The 15,417-nt window shown below is 74.2% G+C and carries 15 protein-coding genes and 1 pseudogene; 15 read left to right on the top strand and 1 reads right to left on the bottom strand.

All coding sequences use genetic code 11. From position 1 onward, the window contains the following. The first annotated feature begins 64 nt into the window (after window positions 1-64). The 8 genes and pseudogenes from dop (at window position 65) to TEK04_RS06120 (ending at window position 7,018) form a co-directional block, all read left to right on the top strand. Window positions 65-1,570, top strand: a complete 1,506-nt coding sequence (dop, locus tag TEK04_RS06155; RefSeq protein ID WP_336403437.1) for a depupylase/deamidase Dop — start codon at window positions 65-67, stop codon at window positions 1,568-1,570. Beyond that, window positions 1,567-2,094: a hypothetical protein gene (locus tag TEK04_RS06150; protein WP_336403436.1), complete on the top strand. Its 528-nt coding sequence runs from the start codon at window positions 1,567-1,569 to the stop codon at window positions 2,092-2,094. Before dop ends, TEK04_RS06150 begins: the two co-directional genes overlap by 4 nt. A gap of 70 nt (window positions 2,095-2,164) precedes the next feature. Beyond that, the gene (locus tag TEK04_RS06145; protein WP_336403435.1) at window positions 2,165-2,374 is read left to right on the top strand and encodes a ubiquitin-like protein Pup; all 210 of its coding nucleotides are present in this window, start codon (window positions 2,165-2,167) and stop codon (window positions 2,372-2,374) included. A 420-nt stretch (window positions 2,375-2,794) separates the two neighbouring features. Further along, window positions 2,795-2,914: pseudogene (locus tag TEK04_RS06140) on the top strand (endonuclease domain-containing protein); the annotation flags it as partial. Window positions 2,915-3,161: 247 nt separating this feature from the next. Further along, on the top strand, window positions 3,162-4,010 hold the full coding sequence (gene prcB / locus TEK04_RS06135) for a proteasome subunit beta (protein ID WP_336403434.1): 849 nt from the start codon (window positions 3,162-3,164) through the stop codon (window positions 4,008-4,010). A gap of 3 nt (window positions 4,011-4,013) precedes the next feature. Further along, the gene (gene prcA / locus TEK04_RS06130; RefSeq protein ID WP_336403433.1) at window positions 4,014-4,943 is read left to right on the top strand and encodes a proteasome subunit alpha; all 930 of its coding nucleotides are present in this window, start codon (window positions 4,014-4,016) and stop codon (window positions 4,941-4,943) included. A gap of 10 nt (window positions 4,944-4,953) precedes the next feature. Continuing rightward, window positions 4,954-6,312, top strand: coding sequence for a Pup--protein ligase (gene pafA, locus TEK04_RS06125; RefSeq protein ID WP_336403432.1), 1,359 nt, complete (start codon window positions 4,954-4,956; stop codon window positions 6,310-6,312). Between the two features lie 13 nt (window positions 6,313-6,325). Then, on the top strand, window positions 6,326-7,018 hold the full coding sequence (locus tag TEK04_RS06120) for a hypothetical protein (protein ID WP_336403431.1): 693 nt from the start codon (window positions 6,326-6,328) through the stop codon (window positions 7,016-7,018). Here TEK04_RS06120 and TEK04_RS06115 read toward each other — a convergent pair. Continuing rightward, window positions 6,967-8,055, bottom strand: coding sequence for a DUF3866 family protein (locus TEK04_RS06115; RefSeq protein WP_336403430.1), 1,089 nt, complete (start codon window positions 8,053-8,055; stop codon window positions 6,967-6,969). The genes TEK04_RS06120 and TEK04_RS06115 overlap by 52 nt on opposite strands. A gap of 36 nt (window positions 8,056-8,091) precedes the next feature. On the opposite strand from TEK04_RS06115, the gene TEK04_RS06110 reads away from it, so the two are divergent. Genes TEK04_RS06110 through TEK04_RS06080 form a run of 7 tightly spaced genes read left to right on the top strand, consistent with a single transcriptional unit; the run spans window position 8,092 to window position 15,410 of the window. Then, a complete protein-coding gene (locus tag TEK04_RS06110; protein WP_336403429.1) occupies window positions 8,092-9,054 on the top strand; it encodes a helix-turn-helix transcriptional regulator in 963 nt (320 codons plus the stop codon). Further along, window positions 9,051-10,013 (top strand): helix-turn-helix transcriptional regulator, encoded by a 963-nt coding sequence (locus TEK04_RS06105; RefSeq protein ID WP_336403428.1) that lies wholly within the window; start codon window positions 9,051-9,053, stop codon window positions 10,011-10,013. The genes TEK04_RS06110 and TEK04_RS06105 overlap by 4 nt, the downstream gene beginning before the upstream one ends. Window positions 10,014-10,063: 50 nt before the next feature. Then, entirely contained in the window at window positions 10,064-10,264 is a 201-nt protein-coding gene (locus TEK04_RS06100; RefSeq protein WP_336403427.1) for a hypothetical protein, read from the top strand. A gap of 37 nt (window positions 10,265-10,301) precedes the next feature. Then, window positions 10,302-10,634, top strand: a complete 333-nt coding sequence (gene tatA, locus TEK04_RS06095) for a Sec-independent protein translocase subunit TatA (protein ID WP_336403426.1) — start codon at window positions 10,302-10,304, stop codon at window positions 10,632-10,634. A 19-nt stretch (window positions 10,635-10,653) separates the two neighbouring features. Beyond that, window positions 10,654-11,616, top strand: coding sequence for a twin-arginine translocase subunit TatC (gene tatC / locus TEK04_RS06090; protein WP_336403425.1), 963 nt, complete (start codon window positions 10,654-10,656; stop codon window positions 11,614-11,616). Window positions 11,617-11,622: 6 nt separating this feature from the next. Then, a complete protein-coding gene (locus tag TEK04_RS06085) occupies window positions 11,623-12,522 on the top strand; it encodes a diacylglycerol/lipid kinase family protein (RefSeq protein ID WP_336403424.1) in 900 nt (299 codons plus the stop codon). Window positions 12,523-12,560: 38 nt separating this feature from the next. Beyond that, window positions 12,561-15,410 (top strand): DEAD/DEAH box helicase, encoded by a 2,850-nt coding sequence (locus TEK04_RS06080; protein ID WP_336403423.1) that lies wholly within the window; start codon window positions 12,561-12,563, stop codon window positions 15,408-15,410. The last annotated feature ends 7 nt before the right edge of the window (window positions 15,411-15,417 follow it).

The following is a 15,417-nucleotide window of genomic DNA, read 5'->3' as shown; positions in this document are numbered from 1 at the left end:
GTGGGTCCCGTGGCGTGTCGAGCACGTCGTGGGGACGACGGGGCCCGTTGCCTAGGGTGGGTCCATGAGCGTGCGGCGGGTCATGGGCACCGAGGTCGAGTACGGCATCTCGGTGCCCGGGCAGCCCGGGGCCAACCCGACCACGCTGTCCAGCCAGGTGGTGAACGCCTGGGCACCGGCCGAGGCGACCGTGCGCCGTCGGCCCCGGTGGGACTTCGAGGAGGAGAACCCGCTGCGGGACGCGCGCGGGTTCGACCTCTCCCCGGCGCGCGCGCTGGACCACAACGACCCCGACGAGGACCCGGGGATGGCGAACGTCGTCCTCACCAACGGGGCCCGGTTCTACGTCGACCACGCCCACCCGGAGTACTCCGGCCCCGAGGTGACCAGCCCGCGCGACGTCGTGCTGTGGGACAAGGCGGGGGAGCGGGTCATGGCCGAGGCCGCCGTGCGTGCCGCCCGGGTGCCCGGCACGCAACCGATCCAGCTGTACAAGAACAACACCGACGGCAAGGGCCAGTCCTACGGGGCGCACGAGAACTACCTCATGGACCGGCGGACCCCGTTCCTGGACATCATCAAGGGCCTCGTGCCGTTCTTCGTCACCCGCCAGGTGTTCGCCGGGGCCGGGCGGGTGGGCATCGGCACCGACGGCCGGACCCAGGGCTTCCAGCTGTCCCAGCGCGCCGACTTCTTCGAGGTCGAGGTGGGGCTGGAGACCACCCTCAAGCGCCCCATCATCAACACGCGCGACGAGCCGCACGCCGTGCCCGAGGAGTACCGGCGGCTGCACGTGATCATCGGCGACGCCAACCTGGCCGAGCTGTCCACCTACCTCAAGGTGGGGACGACGGCACTCGTGCTGGCGATGATCGAGGCCCGCGCCCTGACCTTCGACCTGGCGGTCGAGGACCCGGTGGCCGAGCTGCAGGCGGTCAGCCACGACCCCTCGCTGACCCACCGCATCCGACTGGTCGACGGCCGCCGGCTCACCGCGGTGCAGGTGCAGCAGGAGTTCCTGGACCGCGCGCGGGCCTTCGTGGCCACCACCGGTGACACCGACCCGCAGACCCACGACGTGCTCGCCCGCTGGGGCGAGGTGCTCGACGACCTCGCCGTCGACCCCATGCGGTTGGCCGACCGGCTGGACTGGCCGGCCAAGCTGCGGCTGCTGGAGGGCTACCGCGCCCGCGACGGGCTCTCGTGGGGGGACGCCCGGTTGGCGCTGGTGGACCTGCAGTACTCCGACGTGCGGCCGGACAAGGGGCTCTACCAGCGACTGGTGGCCCGGGGGGCCATGCAGACGCTGGTCACCGAGGAGGAGGTCACCGCCGCCATGACGGAGCCCCCCACCGACACCCGGGCCTTCTTCCGCGGGGAGTGCCTCCGGCGCTACCCGGCGCAGGTGGCGGCCGCGTCGTGGGACTCGGTCGTGTTCGACCTGGGCCGCGAGAACCTGGTGCGGGTGCCCACCCTGGAGCCGCTGCGCGGGACGCGCGACCACGTCGGTGCCCTCTTCGAGCGGGTCGGGAGCGCTCAGGAGCTGGTCGACACCATCACCGGGCCGTGACCACGCCCGACCAGCCGCGCCGCCCCCGGCGGACGGCCACCCGGTCCATCGCGCCCGGGGACGTCGCCGCCCTGGTGCGGGTGCTGTCGGCCCTGCAGGTGCACCTGCTGTCCGGTGACCTGCCGGGTTCCCTCACCACGTCCCTGACCCGGCACCTCACCGGCGCCGGGTTGCTGGGTGCCGGGGCGACGCCCGCCGAGCTGCTCATCGCCCTCGACGACCTCGCCGGTCGTCTGCGGTCGGGGGGCACCGCACCCGGGCCGTCGGACGAGACCCGTCACCTCGTCGGGTTCGCCACCCGCGAGCAGGCCGACGCGTTCACCGCGAGAGCGGCCCGGCGGGCCGGCGACGAGGTGGTCGAGCCCGTCCCGGCCGAGCCCGGACGATGGGTGGGTGACGTGCAGTGGCAGGTCACCGTGCGGGTGCTGGAGCCCCCGATGACGCCGGCGTTCGACGCGCGCATCGCCTGGTTGCACGAGCTGGCCGACGCGCACGCCGGCCACCTCGGCGGCTGGGAAGCCTGAGCGGTTCCTGTCGTACCCGCGGGGTAGCTTGCGCAGCAGGGCAGCACACCCACAGGAACGGGAGGGCGACATGGCCACCAGGGACACCGGCGGGCAGCAGAAGGCCACGCGGTCACGGGAGGAGACCGAGGAGGTCGAGGCCCCGGTCGACGCCGAGGGCGCCGAGCGCCGCGAGAAGATGAGCGCCGACGTCGACGACATCCTCGACGAGATCGACGGGGTGCTCGAGTCGAACGCCGAGGAGTTCATCAAGGGGTACGTCCAGAAAGGGGGGGAGTGATCAAGATCATTCCGGTCTGGGTCGCCGCCCGTGGACACCAAATACTGCCGCGATTGCGGCGCGGAACGTCCGGTATCTGAGTTCAGTCGCAACAGGAACTCGAAGGACGGTTTGGCCTTCTACTGCATCACGCACGCCCGTCAGCGGCATGCGGCCAGTCGGGACAGCCGGAATGGTCCACCACGTCACCGTCACCCCCGGGACAGAGCTGTCCCGGACGGCTACAAGTGGTGCCCTGACTGCGACACCGTTCGACCGTGGTCGGACTTCGGGCGGAACGCTCGGAGCAAGAACGATCGAGCGACCTATTGCAAGCCCTGCCACAACGCACGTGGGCGAGCCGCGCTCGACAAGGCAGGTGGTGCGCGGTCCTACCATCTACGGAGGCGTTACGGCATCACGGCTGCTGAGGCGGACGAGATGTTCCAGGCGCAGGCAGGGGTGTGTGCGATCTGCCGGTCAGCACCGGCCGTGCACGTCGACCACGACCACGCGACCGGCGCGGTCCGCGAGCTGCTGTGCTTCAACTGCAACGGTGGCCTTGGCCAGTTCCGCGACGACCCGGTCGTCCTGCTGGCCGCCGTCACCTACCTCGAGAAGCACGGGTCCACGCCGGTGACCACAGCAGGAACCCCGGCGCCGGGCTGCGCGGCGACACCGCGACTAGGGTCGGATCGACGAGACCGACGGGGCCCCGCCCCGGTCGGCGCAGCACCGACCGGCCCGCTCCCGGGTCGGTCGACGAGCACAGTGCCGGCCCCGACGGGCCGGCGGAGGAGGCGCACGGGTGAGCGAGCAGATCGCCGGACGGAGCGGGTTCACCCCCGCCTACCTGGACCGGGTGGGGTCCTCGTTCACCGACTTCCTCGGCGCCACCGCGCCCGACCTCCTGCCCGGCCGCCGGTCGGCCCCGGCCGCGCCGGTCGGCGACCTCGCCCCGCACGGCACGACCATCGTGGCCGCCACCTTCGACGGTGGCGTCCTCATGGGCGGGGACCGGCGGGCCACCATGGGCAACCTCATCTCCAGCCGCGACATCGAGAAGGTCTACGCGGCCGACTCCTGGTCGGTGATCGGCATCGCGGGTGCGGCCGGCATCGCCATCGAGATGGTGCGGCTCTACCAGGTCGAGCTCGAGCACTACGAGAAGATCGAGGGGATGACGCTGTCCCTCGACGGCAAGGCCAACCGGCTGGCCGCGATGATCCGCGGCAACCTCGGGGCGGCCATGCAGGGGCTGGCCGTGGTGCCGTTGTTCGCCGGCTACGACCTCGACGCGGTCCCCGGCACCAGCCCGGGCCGCATCTTCAGCTACGACGTCACCGGCGGCAACTACGAGGAGCGCGGCTACGCCTCCGTCGGCTCGGGCTCCCTGTTCGCCCGCGGGTCGCTGAAGAAGACCTGGCGCCCCGGCCTGTCGGCAGAGGCCGCCACCCGCAGCCTGGTCGAGGCCCTCTACGACGCCGCCGACGACGACTCCGCCACCGGCGGCCCCGACGCCGTCCGCCGGCTGTACCCGATCCTCTACCGGGTCGACGCCGAGGGCGCCGTCCGGCTGCCCGACAGCGAGGTGGCCGCGGTGGCCGCCGACATCACCGCCGAGCGGTCCGCCGGGCCCGAGAACCGGGAGGCCTGAGCCATGACCATGCCGTACTACGCCTCCGCCGAGCAGGTCATGCGCGACCGCTCGGAGTACGCCCGCAAGGGCATCTCCCGCGGCCGCAGCGTCGCCGTGCTGACCTGCGCCGACGGTGTGCTGCTCATCGCCGAGAACCCCAGCTCGACCCTGCACAAGGTGGGCGAGATCTACGACCGCATCGGCTTCGCCGCCGTCGGGCGCTACTCCGAGTTCGAGAGCTTGCGGGTGGCCGGCGTGCGGCTGGCCGACGTCCGGGGTTACTCGTACAACCGGCGCGACGTCACCGGCCGCGTCGTGGCCAACGCCTATGCCCAGACGCTGGGCTCGATCTTCACCGAGCAGATGAAGCCCTTCGAGGTCGAGCTGTGCGTCGCCGAGGTGGGCACCAGCCCCGAGACCGACCAGCTCTACCGCCTCACCTTCGACGGCTCGGTGGTGGACGAGCCCGACTTCGTCGTCATGGGCGGCCAGGCCGACGCGGTCAGCACCCATCTGCGCGAGCACTTCCGGCCCGGGCTGGCGTTGCGTGAGGCGCTGGCCGTCGGCGTCGCTGCTCTCTCGGCGGTCAGCTCGTCCACCCAGGCCAACGGCGGCGCCCACAGCAGCCTCCCGGCCGAGCAGCTCGAGGTCGCCGTCCTGGACCGGGAGCGCCCCAAGCGCACCTTCCGGCGGATCACCGGTGCTGCCCTGCGCGCCCTGCTCGGCGACGGCCAGCCGGCCGTCGGCGCCCCGGGACAGGCCGAGGGGATCGACGACGACGCCGCCCACCTGCCCAGCAGTCCCGCCCCGGGCACCCCGCCCGGCCTCGGTGACCCGGGTGCCCCCGACACCGCCGGCGGCACGGCCCCCGACACGGCCCCCGACACCGCGGGTGGTGCGGATCCGGACGCCGCCGGCGACCCGGCCCCCGAGCCCGGCGAACCGGCCTAGGCTCGTCGGCGTGGACCGCAGGATCTTCGGCATCGAGACCGAGTACGGCGTCACGTGCACCTTCGAGGGGCAGCGCCGGCTCTCGCCCGACGAGGTCGCCCGCTACCTGTTCCGCCGGGTGGTGTCCTGGGGCCGCAGCTCCAACGTTTTCCTGCGCAACGGTGCCCGCCTCTACCTCGACGTCGGCAGCCACCCCGAGTACGCGACCGCCGAGTGCGACGACCTGACCGAGCTCGTCGTCCACGACAAGGCCGGCGAACGGATCCTCGAGGGCCTGCTGGTCGACGCCGAGCAGCGGCTGGCCGACGAGGGCGTGACGGGCGACATCTACCTGTTCAAGAACAACACCGACTCCGCCGGCAACAGCTACGGCTGCCACGAGAACTACCTCGTCGGCCGGCAGGGCGAGTTCTCCCGGCTGGCCGACGTGCTGATCCCGTTCCTGGTGACCCGGCAGATCGTCTGCGGCGCCGGCAAGGTGCTGCAGACCCCGCGGGGAGCCGTCTACTGCGTCAGCCAGCGCGCCGAGCACATCTGGGAGGGCGTGTCCTCGGCGACCACCCGGTCCCGGCCGATCATCAACACCCGCGACGAACCGCACGCCGACGCCGAGCGCTACCGACGGCTGCACGTCATCGTCGGGGACTCCAACATGAGCGAGACCACCACCCTGCTCAAGGTGGCCATCACCGACCTCGTGCTGCGCATGGTCGAGGACGGCGTCCCGGTGCGGGACATGACCCTGGAGAACCCGATCCGGGCCATCCGCGAGATCAGCCACGACCTCACCGGGCGGCGGCAGGTGCGGCTGGCCAACGGCCGCGAGATGTCGGCGCTGGAGATCCAGACCGAGTACCACGACCGAGCCGCCGAGTACGTCGACCGCGAGGGCCTCGGCCCGGTGCACCGGCAGATGCTCGAGCTGTGGGGTCGCACGCTCAAGGCCGTCGACACCGGCGACCACTCGCTGGTCGACCGCGAGGTCGACTGGGCGATCAAGCAGTCGCTCATCGAGCGCTACCGCGCCAAGCACGACCTGTCGCTGTCCTCGGCCCGGGTGGCCCAGCTCGACCTGGCCTACCACGACATCCGCCGCGGGCGGGGCCTGTACTACCTGCTCGAGCGCGCCGGGCACGTCGAGCGCACCACCCACGACCCCCGGGTGTTCGAGGCCAAGAACGTGCCCCCGCAGACCACCCGGGCCAAGCTGCGCGGCGACTTCATCCGCAAGGCGCAGGAGAAGCGACGCGACTTCACGGTCGACTGGGTGCACCTCAAGCTCAACGACCAGGCCCAGCGCACCGTGCTGTGCAAGGACCCCTTCAAGTCCGTCGACGAACGGGTGGAGAAGCTGCTCAACTCGATGTGAGGCGAGGCCGGTGGTGATCGACGTCCGCGTCAGCGACCTGCTGGACGGTCCGCGGGGTCGCCGCGTGTGCCTGGCGCTGGCGTTCGGCGGGCAGGGCTGGTCCTGGCCCTCGCGCCCGCGGGCCGACCAGTGGTCCGCGCTGGCCACCGCCATGGGTTCGGTCCGCGACCACTGGGTCTCCGCGGACCTGGTCGAGGACGAGGTGGGGTGGCCGGCAGCCAGGACCTGGCCCGTGCAGGTCCGACCCGGGGCGCGGGTGCTGGAGATCCGCGGCGCCATCGACTGGACGGCGCTGGTCGCCCGGCACCCGCTAGACGTCACCGCGTCCTGCCGGCACGACTGGTTCCGGTGCACCGGCCGGGTGGGGGACTGGCTCCTGCCCGACTGGGGTTCGGTCGCCGCCGAGGTGGATGCCGTGCACGTGCCCGTCGGTGCGTGGCTGGCCCTCGCCGGTCGGCCCCTGGACGTCACGGGCACCCGGGCGGCGACGGTCCTCACCGGATGGGACCCCGACACCACGTGGTGGCTGACCGACGTCGTCGAGTCGGGTGACCCGACCGACTGGGTGCGCACCGGGGGAGGACCCGCCCGACCGGTGGCGCTCGGTCTGAGCCGGAGCGGGGCCGCAGCCCCGAGGACCGGCCGGGGGTCCGGTCAGACCAGCGACGCGGCGTACCTCCCGGCGCAGGCTGCGGCCAGGAAGTAGGCGTGGTCGGCGTCCAGCCCGCGGCCCATCGTCGACAGGCCCACGGGCAGTGCCCGCAGGGCGTCGTCCAAACCCTCGACCTCGACCTCGACCACAGGGTTGCGGTCAGGTTGGCCGGCGAGGTCCTCCGCGACCTGGCGCTCGAGCTCGTCGGGCAGCTCCGCCGGCACCGGCAGCACCACCCCGCCCAGCGCCACCCGGCCGAACGCGGTCAGGGAGTGGTGGGACACCCCGCGGTGCCGGGGGCGCGGGTCGGCGTCGGAGATCCGCAGCGCGCCGACGGCCCGCCCACCGAGGACGTGCGCGGCGTTGCACGCCTCGCCCGCGGCCACCCCCGAGAAGCCCCACGGCGTCCCGGTGCCCAGGTTGCCCGGGCCCTGCGCGACCACGGCCACGTCGGCGGAGAGCACGTGCCGCGCGGCCAGCAGACCGGTGTGCACCGTGACCGCCTCGAGGTCCCCGCCGAACGCCTGGCCGACCGTCACCACCCCGGCCAGCTGGTCGGCCAGGCCGTCGAGGGTGCGCGAGAAGGCCGCCGGGAGCGCCCCGCCGTCGGTCATCACGTAGGCCACCCGCAGGGCCGGGCCGTCGGCACGCACGCCGGCCAGCACCGCCGGCAGCGCGGAGTGCAGGTCGGCCACCACCACCGGCATGCCGCCCAGGTCCTCGGCCTCGGCGATGACGGCGTGGTGCGGGGTCTCCTGCTCGTCGACCCCCTGCACGGTCACCTGCAGGCCGGTGTAGCGGCCCTTGACCAGGTGCCCGGGGCCGCGGGGGTCCGGCGGCAGCCGGTCCGGGAACGCCACCACCAGCGCGTAGCCCCCCGTCCCCAACCGCTGCGCCCAGGCCGTCGTGTTGAGCAGCACGGCGTCGCCCACCTCGGGGGTGCCCACGACCGACGGGTGGGCCAGCGCCCGCAGGGCACCGTCCCCGGGCACCTCGACCTCGAGCTCCACGGAGTCGCGCCACGTGCGACCCAGGGCGGTCACCGTCCCGCGCCGCCAGCGGATCCGGGACTCGGGGACCTGTGCACTCACCCGACCCAACCTAGGCGACGCACTAGCCTGGGAGCCGTGTCGGCCAAGCGTGCGGAGAGACTGGTCAACCTCGTCTTCGCCCTCCTGGGGACCCGCCAGTTCGTCACCGCCGAGCGCATCCGGGTCACCGTGCCCGGCTACGAGCCCGCCGACGGCACCGAGCGCGCCGACGAGGCCTTCAAGCGCATGTTCGAGCGCGACAAGTCCGACCTGCGCGAGCTCGGGGTCCCGCTGGAGACCGGCCGCACCAGCATGTTCGACCCCGACGAGGGCTACCGCATCGCCCGCTCGGCCTACGAGCTCCCCGAGATCACCCTCACCGGCGACGAGGCGGCCGCCGTGGGCCTGGCGCTGCGCCTGTGGCAGTCCGCCCAGCTCGGTGGGGCCGCGCAGGGTGCGCTGGTCAAGCTGCGGGCCGCCGGCGTGGACGTGGACGCCGCCCTGCCGCTGCAACCACGACTGGACGCCGGTGAACCGGCCTTCGACGCCTGCTACACCGCCGCCCGCGACCGTCGCCTGCTCACCTTCACCTACACCCGCCCCGACGAGGACGCCGGCGCCAGGCGTCGGGTGCAGCCGTGGGGCGTGGTGTCCTGGCACGGCCGCTGGTACCTCGTCGGCCACGACCTCGACCGCGGCGCCACCCGGGTGTTCCGGCTGTCCCGGGTCACCGGCACCCCCCGTGCCAGCGGGCCGCCCGGCGCGTTCACGCCACCCCCCGACGTCGACCTCGCCGCCGTCGTGGCGCGGCAGGTGGGTCGTCCCGAGCACGTCGTCGTCCTGACCGCCCGTCCGGGCACCGCGGTGGGGCTGCGCCGGCGGGCGACCGCCCTCGGCACCGACGCCGCCGGGGACGACCGGCTGGAGATCCGCACGACCGAGCCCTGGGCGCTGGCCGACGAGGTCGCCGCCCACGGGCCCGACGTGCTGGTGGAGAGCCCCCCGGAGCTGCGGGCAGCGGTCGTCGAGCGGCTCACCCGCCTGGCCGGCACCCGATGAGCGCACCGACCACCGACCGGATGACCCGCCTGCTCGCCCTGGTGCCCTACCTGGAGGCCCGCCCCGGTGGGGTGCGGCTGGCCGACGCGGCGCGCGACTTCGGCATCTCCGAGGGCCAGCTGCAGAAGGACCTCGAGCTCTTGTGGGTGTGCGGGTTGCCCGGCCACGGACCCGGGGACCTGGTGGACCTGTCGTTCGAGGGCGACCGGGTGCGGGTCACCGACACCGCCGGGCTGGCCCGGCCGCTCCGGTTGGCCACCGACGAGGCCGTCGCGCTCGTGGTGGCGCTGCGTGCGCTGCTCGACCTGCCCGGGCTGGCCGAGACCGACGCGGTCAGCAGGGCGCTGGTCAAGGTCTCGGCCGCGGCCGGCGAGCCGGTGGACCTGGCCGGGGCGGTGTCGGTGTCGATCGACGCCCGCGAGCAGGTCCTGGCCGTCGTCCGGCGAGCACTGGAGACCGGTCGCGCCCTGCACCTGCACTACTACGTGCCCAGCCGCGACGAGCGCACCGAGCGCACCGTCCACCCGATGCGGTTGCTGCTCGTCGAGGGCCACTGGTACCTCGAGGCCTGGTGCCGGCGGGTCGAGGGCACCCGGCTGTTCCGGCTGGACCGCATCGACGACCTCACCGTGCTCGACGAGGCCGCCGCCCCGCCCGAGCAGGCCCGGCCGCGAGACCTCGACGACGGCCTGTACCAGCCGGGGGAGGACCAGCCGCTGGTCCGGCTGCGGCTGGACCGCAGTGCCCGCTGGGTCGCCGACTACTACCCGGTGGAACAGTCGGTGCCGGTCGAGGACCCGCCCGGCGGACTGGTCGTCGACGTCCGCACCGCCGACCCCGGCTGGGCGCGGCGGCTGGTCGCCTCCCTCGGCGGGGCCGCCCAGGTCGAGGACCCACCCGAGCTGGCCGAGGAGATCGCGGCCGCGGCCCGCGCCGCGCTCGCCCGGTACACCGCCTGAGGCAGGCCGGTCCGGGCCGGTCCGTCGGTGCAGGCGGCTAGGGTCGCCGTGTGCTGCTCATCGTGCTCGGCGTCGTCGTGCTGCTGGCCCTCGTCGTCCTGGGGGCCCTCGGCTACGCGCTCGTCGGCGCGCTGGGCCGGCTGACCCGCGAGATGACGGCCCTCCAGGACGAGGTCGTCCCGGTCGCCACGCAGCTGCAGGCGGCGCTCGCCACGGCGGCGGAGAGCCGCCGGCCCGGCGCCGACGCGTAGCCTGGTCACCGCCCCACCCGACCCTCCGGAGGACCCGATGAGCCTCGGCCCGCTCGAGATCGGCCTGATCATCCTGGCCGTCCTGCTCCTGTTCGGCTACAAGAAGCTGCCCGACGCCTCCCGGTCGCTGGGCCGCTCGATGCGCATCTTCAAGGGCGAGATGAAGGGCATGAAGGACGACGACGTCCGCGCCAAGGACGAGGCCACCACGGTCCGGGGCCAGCTGGCCCCGCCGGTGGCCCCCGCGGCCACGCCGGCCGAGCCGGACTACGAGGCCGAGGCCCGCGCGGCCGAGGCACGCGCGGCCGAGGCGCGGGCGCGCGCCGACGCCGCGCGCCCGGGCAGCACCCCGCTCGACGGCACCCGCTGATCCCGGCGGGTCGCCGGGCGTGAGCACCACCGGGACGAGCTGGGCCCGTCCGCGGCGCCGGAAGCGGCCGCCGCGCGACGCAGCGGCCACCATGACGCTCATCGCGCACCTGCGGGAGCTGCGCAACCGCATCGCGGTGGCCCTGCTGTTCATCCTCATCGGCACCGCGATCGCCTTCTGGTGGTACGACCACGGCCTGGGTCAGTTCATCCGGGCGCCGTACTGCTCGATCCCCTCCGACGACCGTGCACTCGGCACGGGCGGCACCGTGGGGGATTGCAAGCTGTTGGTCACCGACGTGTTCGGCGGTGCGCTGATCCGCTTGAAGATTGCCTTCATCGCCGGCGTGGTGCTGTCCGCGCCCTTCTGGCTCTGGCAGATCTGGGCATTCCTGACGCCCGGTCTGAAGACCAACGAGAAGCGCTACGGGCTCGGCTTCGTCGCGGCTGCGAGCACGCTGTTCGCCCTCGGCGCTGCGCTGGCCTACATCTCGCTCCAGGCCGGACTGACCTTGCTGCTGGGCCTGGCGGGTGACAACGTCGCCATCGCCCTCACCGCCCAGGACTACATCGGCTTCGTCATCTCCATCCTGCTCGCTTTCGGTGTCTCCTTCGAGCTCCCGCTCATCGCCATCGCCCTCAACCTGGTCGGGGTGCTGTCCTACGCCGCGCTGGCCAAGGCACGCCGGTGGATCTTCTTCCTCACCATCGTGTTCGCCGCGTTCATCACACCCACCCAGGACCCGTTCACCATGCTGCTCATGGCGCTGCCCATGTGCGTGCTGTTCGAGGTCGCCATCCAGATCGCGCGGGTCGTGGACAGGCGCCGGGCCCGCCGCGACGGCACGGCCGGGTACGCCGACCTCGACGACGACGAGGCGTCCCCCCTGGACGCCCGCCCCTCCGCGCTCGGCACCCACCCCTCCGCGCTGGACACCTCCTCGGGGCCGGGCAGCTCCCCGGCGACCCGCCGCGGCAGCTGACCCGGGGTGCGCGTCGCCCTGCTGGTCAACGCGGCGGCGGGCCGGGGCCGCGCCCGGTCGGTGGCCGTGGCCGTCACCGACCGGCTGCGGGCCGGCGGCGTGGAGGTCGAGCCGCTGGTCGCCACCGACCGGTCGGTCGCCGAGGCCGCGGTCGCCGGGGTGCGCGACCGGGTCGACGCCGTGGCCGCGCTGGGCGGGGACGGCGTGGCGCACGCGGCCGTCCAGGGGCTGGCCGGCAGCGGTACCCCGCTCGCGGTCCTGCCCGCGGGCACCGGCAACGACCTGGCCCTCGCGCTGGGCGTGCCGCCCGACCCCCGCGCGGCGGCCGACGCCGCGGTCGCCGACCTCGGGGCGGGTACCGGCCGGTCGGTGGACCTCGTGCGCAGCACCTCGGCCGCGGGGGACCGGTGGTGGGCGACGGTGCTGTGCTGCGGCTTCGACTCCGCGGTGAGCGACCGGGTGAACCGGCTGCGCTGGCCGCGCGGCCCGCGTCGCTACGACCTGGCCATCGCCCTCGAGCTGGCCCGCCTGCGGCCCCGCACGGTGCAGCTGACCCTCGACGGGGTCACCACCGACCACGACGTCACGCTGGTCGCCGTCGGCAACACCCCCTTCTACGGCGGCGGCCTGCGGATCTGCCCGGGGGCCGACCCCGCCGACGGGCTGCTCGACGTCACCGTGGTGGGCCCCGTCGGCCGCCGCGAGCTGGTCCGCACCCGGCCGCGGCTGGCCAGCGGCACCCACGTCGACCACCCGGCGGTGCAGGTGGCGCGGGCCCGCGAGGTGCGGCTCGACAGTGCCGAGCCGCTCACCACCTGGGCCGACGGGGAGCTCGTGGGGCCGGTGCCGGTGCGCGCGGCGGTCGTGCCGGCGTCCCTCGTGGTGCTGGGCGGCGCCCGGCGCTGACCCGGCGCCGTGTCGGTGGGCCGCCTTACGGTGGGGGCATGCTCGACACCGGGGACCTCAGCCCTGCCGAGCGGTACGCGGCCTCGCGCCGCCGGGGCCGCTTCCCGCTGCTGTCGGACTTCGTGCTCGACCTCGGCTTCACCCTCGATCCATTCCAGCAGGAGGCGTGCGAGGCGCTCGAGGGCGGGTCAGGCGTGCTGGTCTGCGCACCCACCGGGGCCGGGAAGACGGTGGTCGGCGAGTTCGCCGTCCACAAGGCCCTGTCGGAGGGGCGCAAGGCGTTCTACACAACGCCGATCAAGGCGCTGTCCAACCAGAAGTTCGCCGACCTGGTCGACCGGTACGGCCCCGAGCGGGTGGGCCTGCTCACCGGCGACAACGCGGTCAACGGCGATGCCCCTGTCGTGGTCATGACCACCGAGGTGCTGCGCAACATGCTCTACGCCGACGCCCCGGCGCTGCGCGGGCTGGGCTACGTCGTGATGGACGAGGTGCACTACCTGGCCGACCGGTTCCGCGGCGCGGTGTGGGAGGAGGTGATCATCCACCTGCCCGACGACGTCGCCCTGGTGTCGCTGTCGGCGACGGTGAGCAACGCCGAGGAGTTCGCCGACTGGCTGGTCACCGTCCGCGGCGACACCCGGGTGGTGGTCAGCGAGGTGCGGCCCATCCCGCTGTGGCAGCACATGCTCGTCGGCGGACGCGTGTTCGACCTGTTCGCACTGCGTCCCGGGGCCCACCTGGCCGGCGACGTGCAGCTGTCGGCCCGGCAGCGCGGCGCGGCCGTGGTCGACCCGGAGCTGGTGCGCTACGTCAAGGAGCAGGAGCGGCGGCTGGACTCCTGGCACGGCGGGTCGAGCCGTCGCACCCGCGACCGCTACGAGCACCGCCCGCGCTGGACCCCACCCGGCCGCGCCGAGGTGCTCACCCGCCTCGACGCCGGCGGCCTGCTGCCGGCCATCACCTTCGTGTTCAGCCGCAAGGGGTGCGACGCCGCGGTCGAGCAGTGCCTGCGCGCCGGTCTGCGGCTCACCGACGAGGGGGAACGGGCCGACATCGCCGAGGTGGTCGACCGGCACACCGGGTCCCTGCACGAGGCCGACCTGCAGGTGCTGGGCTTCTGGGAGTGGCGCGAGGGCCTGCTCGCCGGGCTGGCGGCCCACCACGCCGGACTGGTCCCCGCGTTCAAGGAGGCCGTCGAGGAGTGCTTCGTGCGCGGGCTGGTCAAGGCCGTGTTCGCCACCGAGACCTTGGCGCTGGGCATCAACATGCCCGCCCGCACCGTGGTCCTCGAGAAGCTCACCAAGTGGAACGGCGAGGCCCACGTCGACGTCACGCCGGGGGAGTACACCCAGCTCACCGGTCGGGCGGGGCGCCGCGGCATCGACGTCGAGGGGCACGCCGCCGTCGTCTGGTCACCCGGCGTCGACCCGGCGACCGTCGCCGGCCTGGCCAGCACGCGCACCTACCCCCTGCGCTCCTCGTTCCGGCCCAGCTACAACATGGCCGTCAACCTGGTCGGCTCCTACGGCCGCGAGCGCGCGCGAGAGCTGCTGGCGTCGTCGTTCGCCCAGTTCCAGGCCGACCGGTCGGTGGTCGGGCTGGCCCGCCAGGCGTCCCGCAACGAGGAGGACGCGGCCCGGCTGGAGGCGGCCGTGCCGGCAGACCGGGGCGACGTCGTCGGCTACGCCCGATTGCGGGCCGAGATCTCCGACCGCGAGAAGGCCCTCTCCCGCGACACCGCTGCCCGCCGGCGGCGGGAGGCCACCGAGACGCTGCTGGCGTTGCGCACCGGCGACGTGATCCGGGTCCCGTCCGGACGGCGGCAGGGGTTGGCCGTCGTCCTGGACCCGGGGGTCGACGAGCTGGCCGACCCTCGCCCCCTGGTGCTGACCGAGGACCGGTGGGCCGGGCGGCTGGGCCCGCTGGACTTCCCGAGCCCGGTCGACGCCCTGGCCCGCGTGCGGGTGCCGAAGAACTTCAACCACCGCAGCCCGCACGCCCGGCGCGAGCTGGCGGCCGTCCTGCGCGAGGCGCGCCGGGAGAACGAGCTCGGGGCGCGCCGCACCAGGACGCGCTCGGGCGCCGAGGACGACCCGGTGCTGGAGGACCTCCGCCACGCCCTGCGCCGTCACCCGGTGCACGCCCTGCCCGACCGGGAGGACCTCGTGCGCAGCGCCCACACCTGGCTGCGCGCCCGGCGCGACGCCGAGCGGGTGCGTGCCGAGATGGCCGAGCGCACCGGTTCCCTCACGCGCCAGTTCGACCGCACGTGCGACGTCCTCGAGCAGTTGGGCTACCTGGTGCCCGCCGCCCCCTCGGCAGCGGACGCCGCCGGCGAGGGCCCGCACCCGGCCACAGAGGCGCCGGTGGTCACCGCGGCCGGGCGGCAGCTGTCCCGCATCTGGTCCGAGGCCGACCTGTTGACCGCCGAGTGCCTGCGAGCCGGTGTCTTCGACGGGCTCGACGCCCCCGGTCTGGCCGCCTGCGCCTCCGCGCTGGTGTTCGAGGCCCGCCGCGACGGCCCTGGCCAACCGCCCGTGCCGTCCGGGCCGGTGAGCGCCGCGCTCGCCGCGATGCGCCGGGTGCACGCCGACCTGCACGGGGTCGAGCTCGACCACGGCGTGCGGCCCGGCCGCGACCTCGACCTCGGCTTCGTCTGGGCCGCGCACCGGTGGGCCGACGGCCAGACGCTGGACCGCGTGCTGGCCGGCGCCGAGCAGGCAGGGGTCGAGCTGTCCGGCGGGGACTTCGTGCGGTGGGCGCGGCAGCTGGTCGACCTGCTCGACCAGCTGGCCAAGGTCGCCGACGGCGCGGTGGCGCGCACCGCGCGGAGCGCCGTCGAACGCGTCCGCCGCGGTGTCGTGGCCGTCGCGGTCAGCGGCTGACACCGGG

The sequence above is a fragment of the Klenkia sesuvii genome, from assembly GCF_037083825.1.
GTDB classification, from domain to species: Bacteria; Actinomycetota; Actinomycetes; order Mycobacteriales; family Geodermatophilaceae; genus Klenkia; species Klenkia sesuvii.
The sequence above is the reverse complement of the archived record's forward strand: the minus strand, read 5'-3'. Positions and strand labels throughout refer to the sequence as shown.

Excerpts from the sequence above, each read along its gene's own strand:
- dop (WP_336403437.1), top strand. The coding sequence starts at position 65 with ATGAGCGTGCGGCGGGTCATGGGCACCGAGGTCGAGTACGGCATCTCG.
- TEK04_RS06145 (WP_336403435.1), top strand. The coding sequence starts at position 2,165 with ATGGCCACCAGGGACACCGGCGGGCAGCAGAAGGCCACGCGGTCACGG.
- prcA (WP_336403433.1), top strand. The coding sequence starts at position 4,014 with ATGACCATGCCGTACTACGCCTCCGCCGAGCAGGTCATGCGCGACCGC.
- TEK04_RS06105 (WP_336403428.1), top strand. The coding sequence starts at position 9,051 with ATGAGCGCACCGACCACCGACCGGATGACCCGCCTGCTCGCCCTGGTG.
- tatA (WP_336403426.1), top strand. The coding sequence starts at position 10,302 with ATGAGCCTCGGCCCGCTCGAGATCGGCCTGATCATCCTGGCCGTCCTG.
- TEK04_RS06080 (WP_336403423.1), top strand. The coding sequence starts at position 12,561 with ATGCTCGACACCGGGGACCTCAGCCCTGCCGAGCGGTACGCGGCCTCG.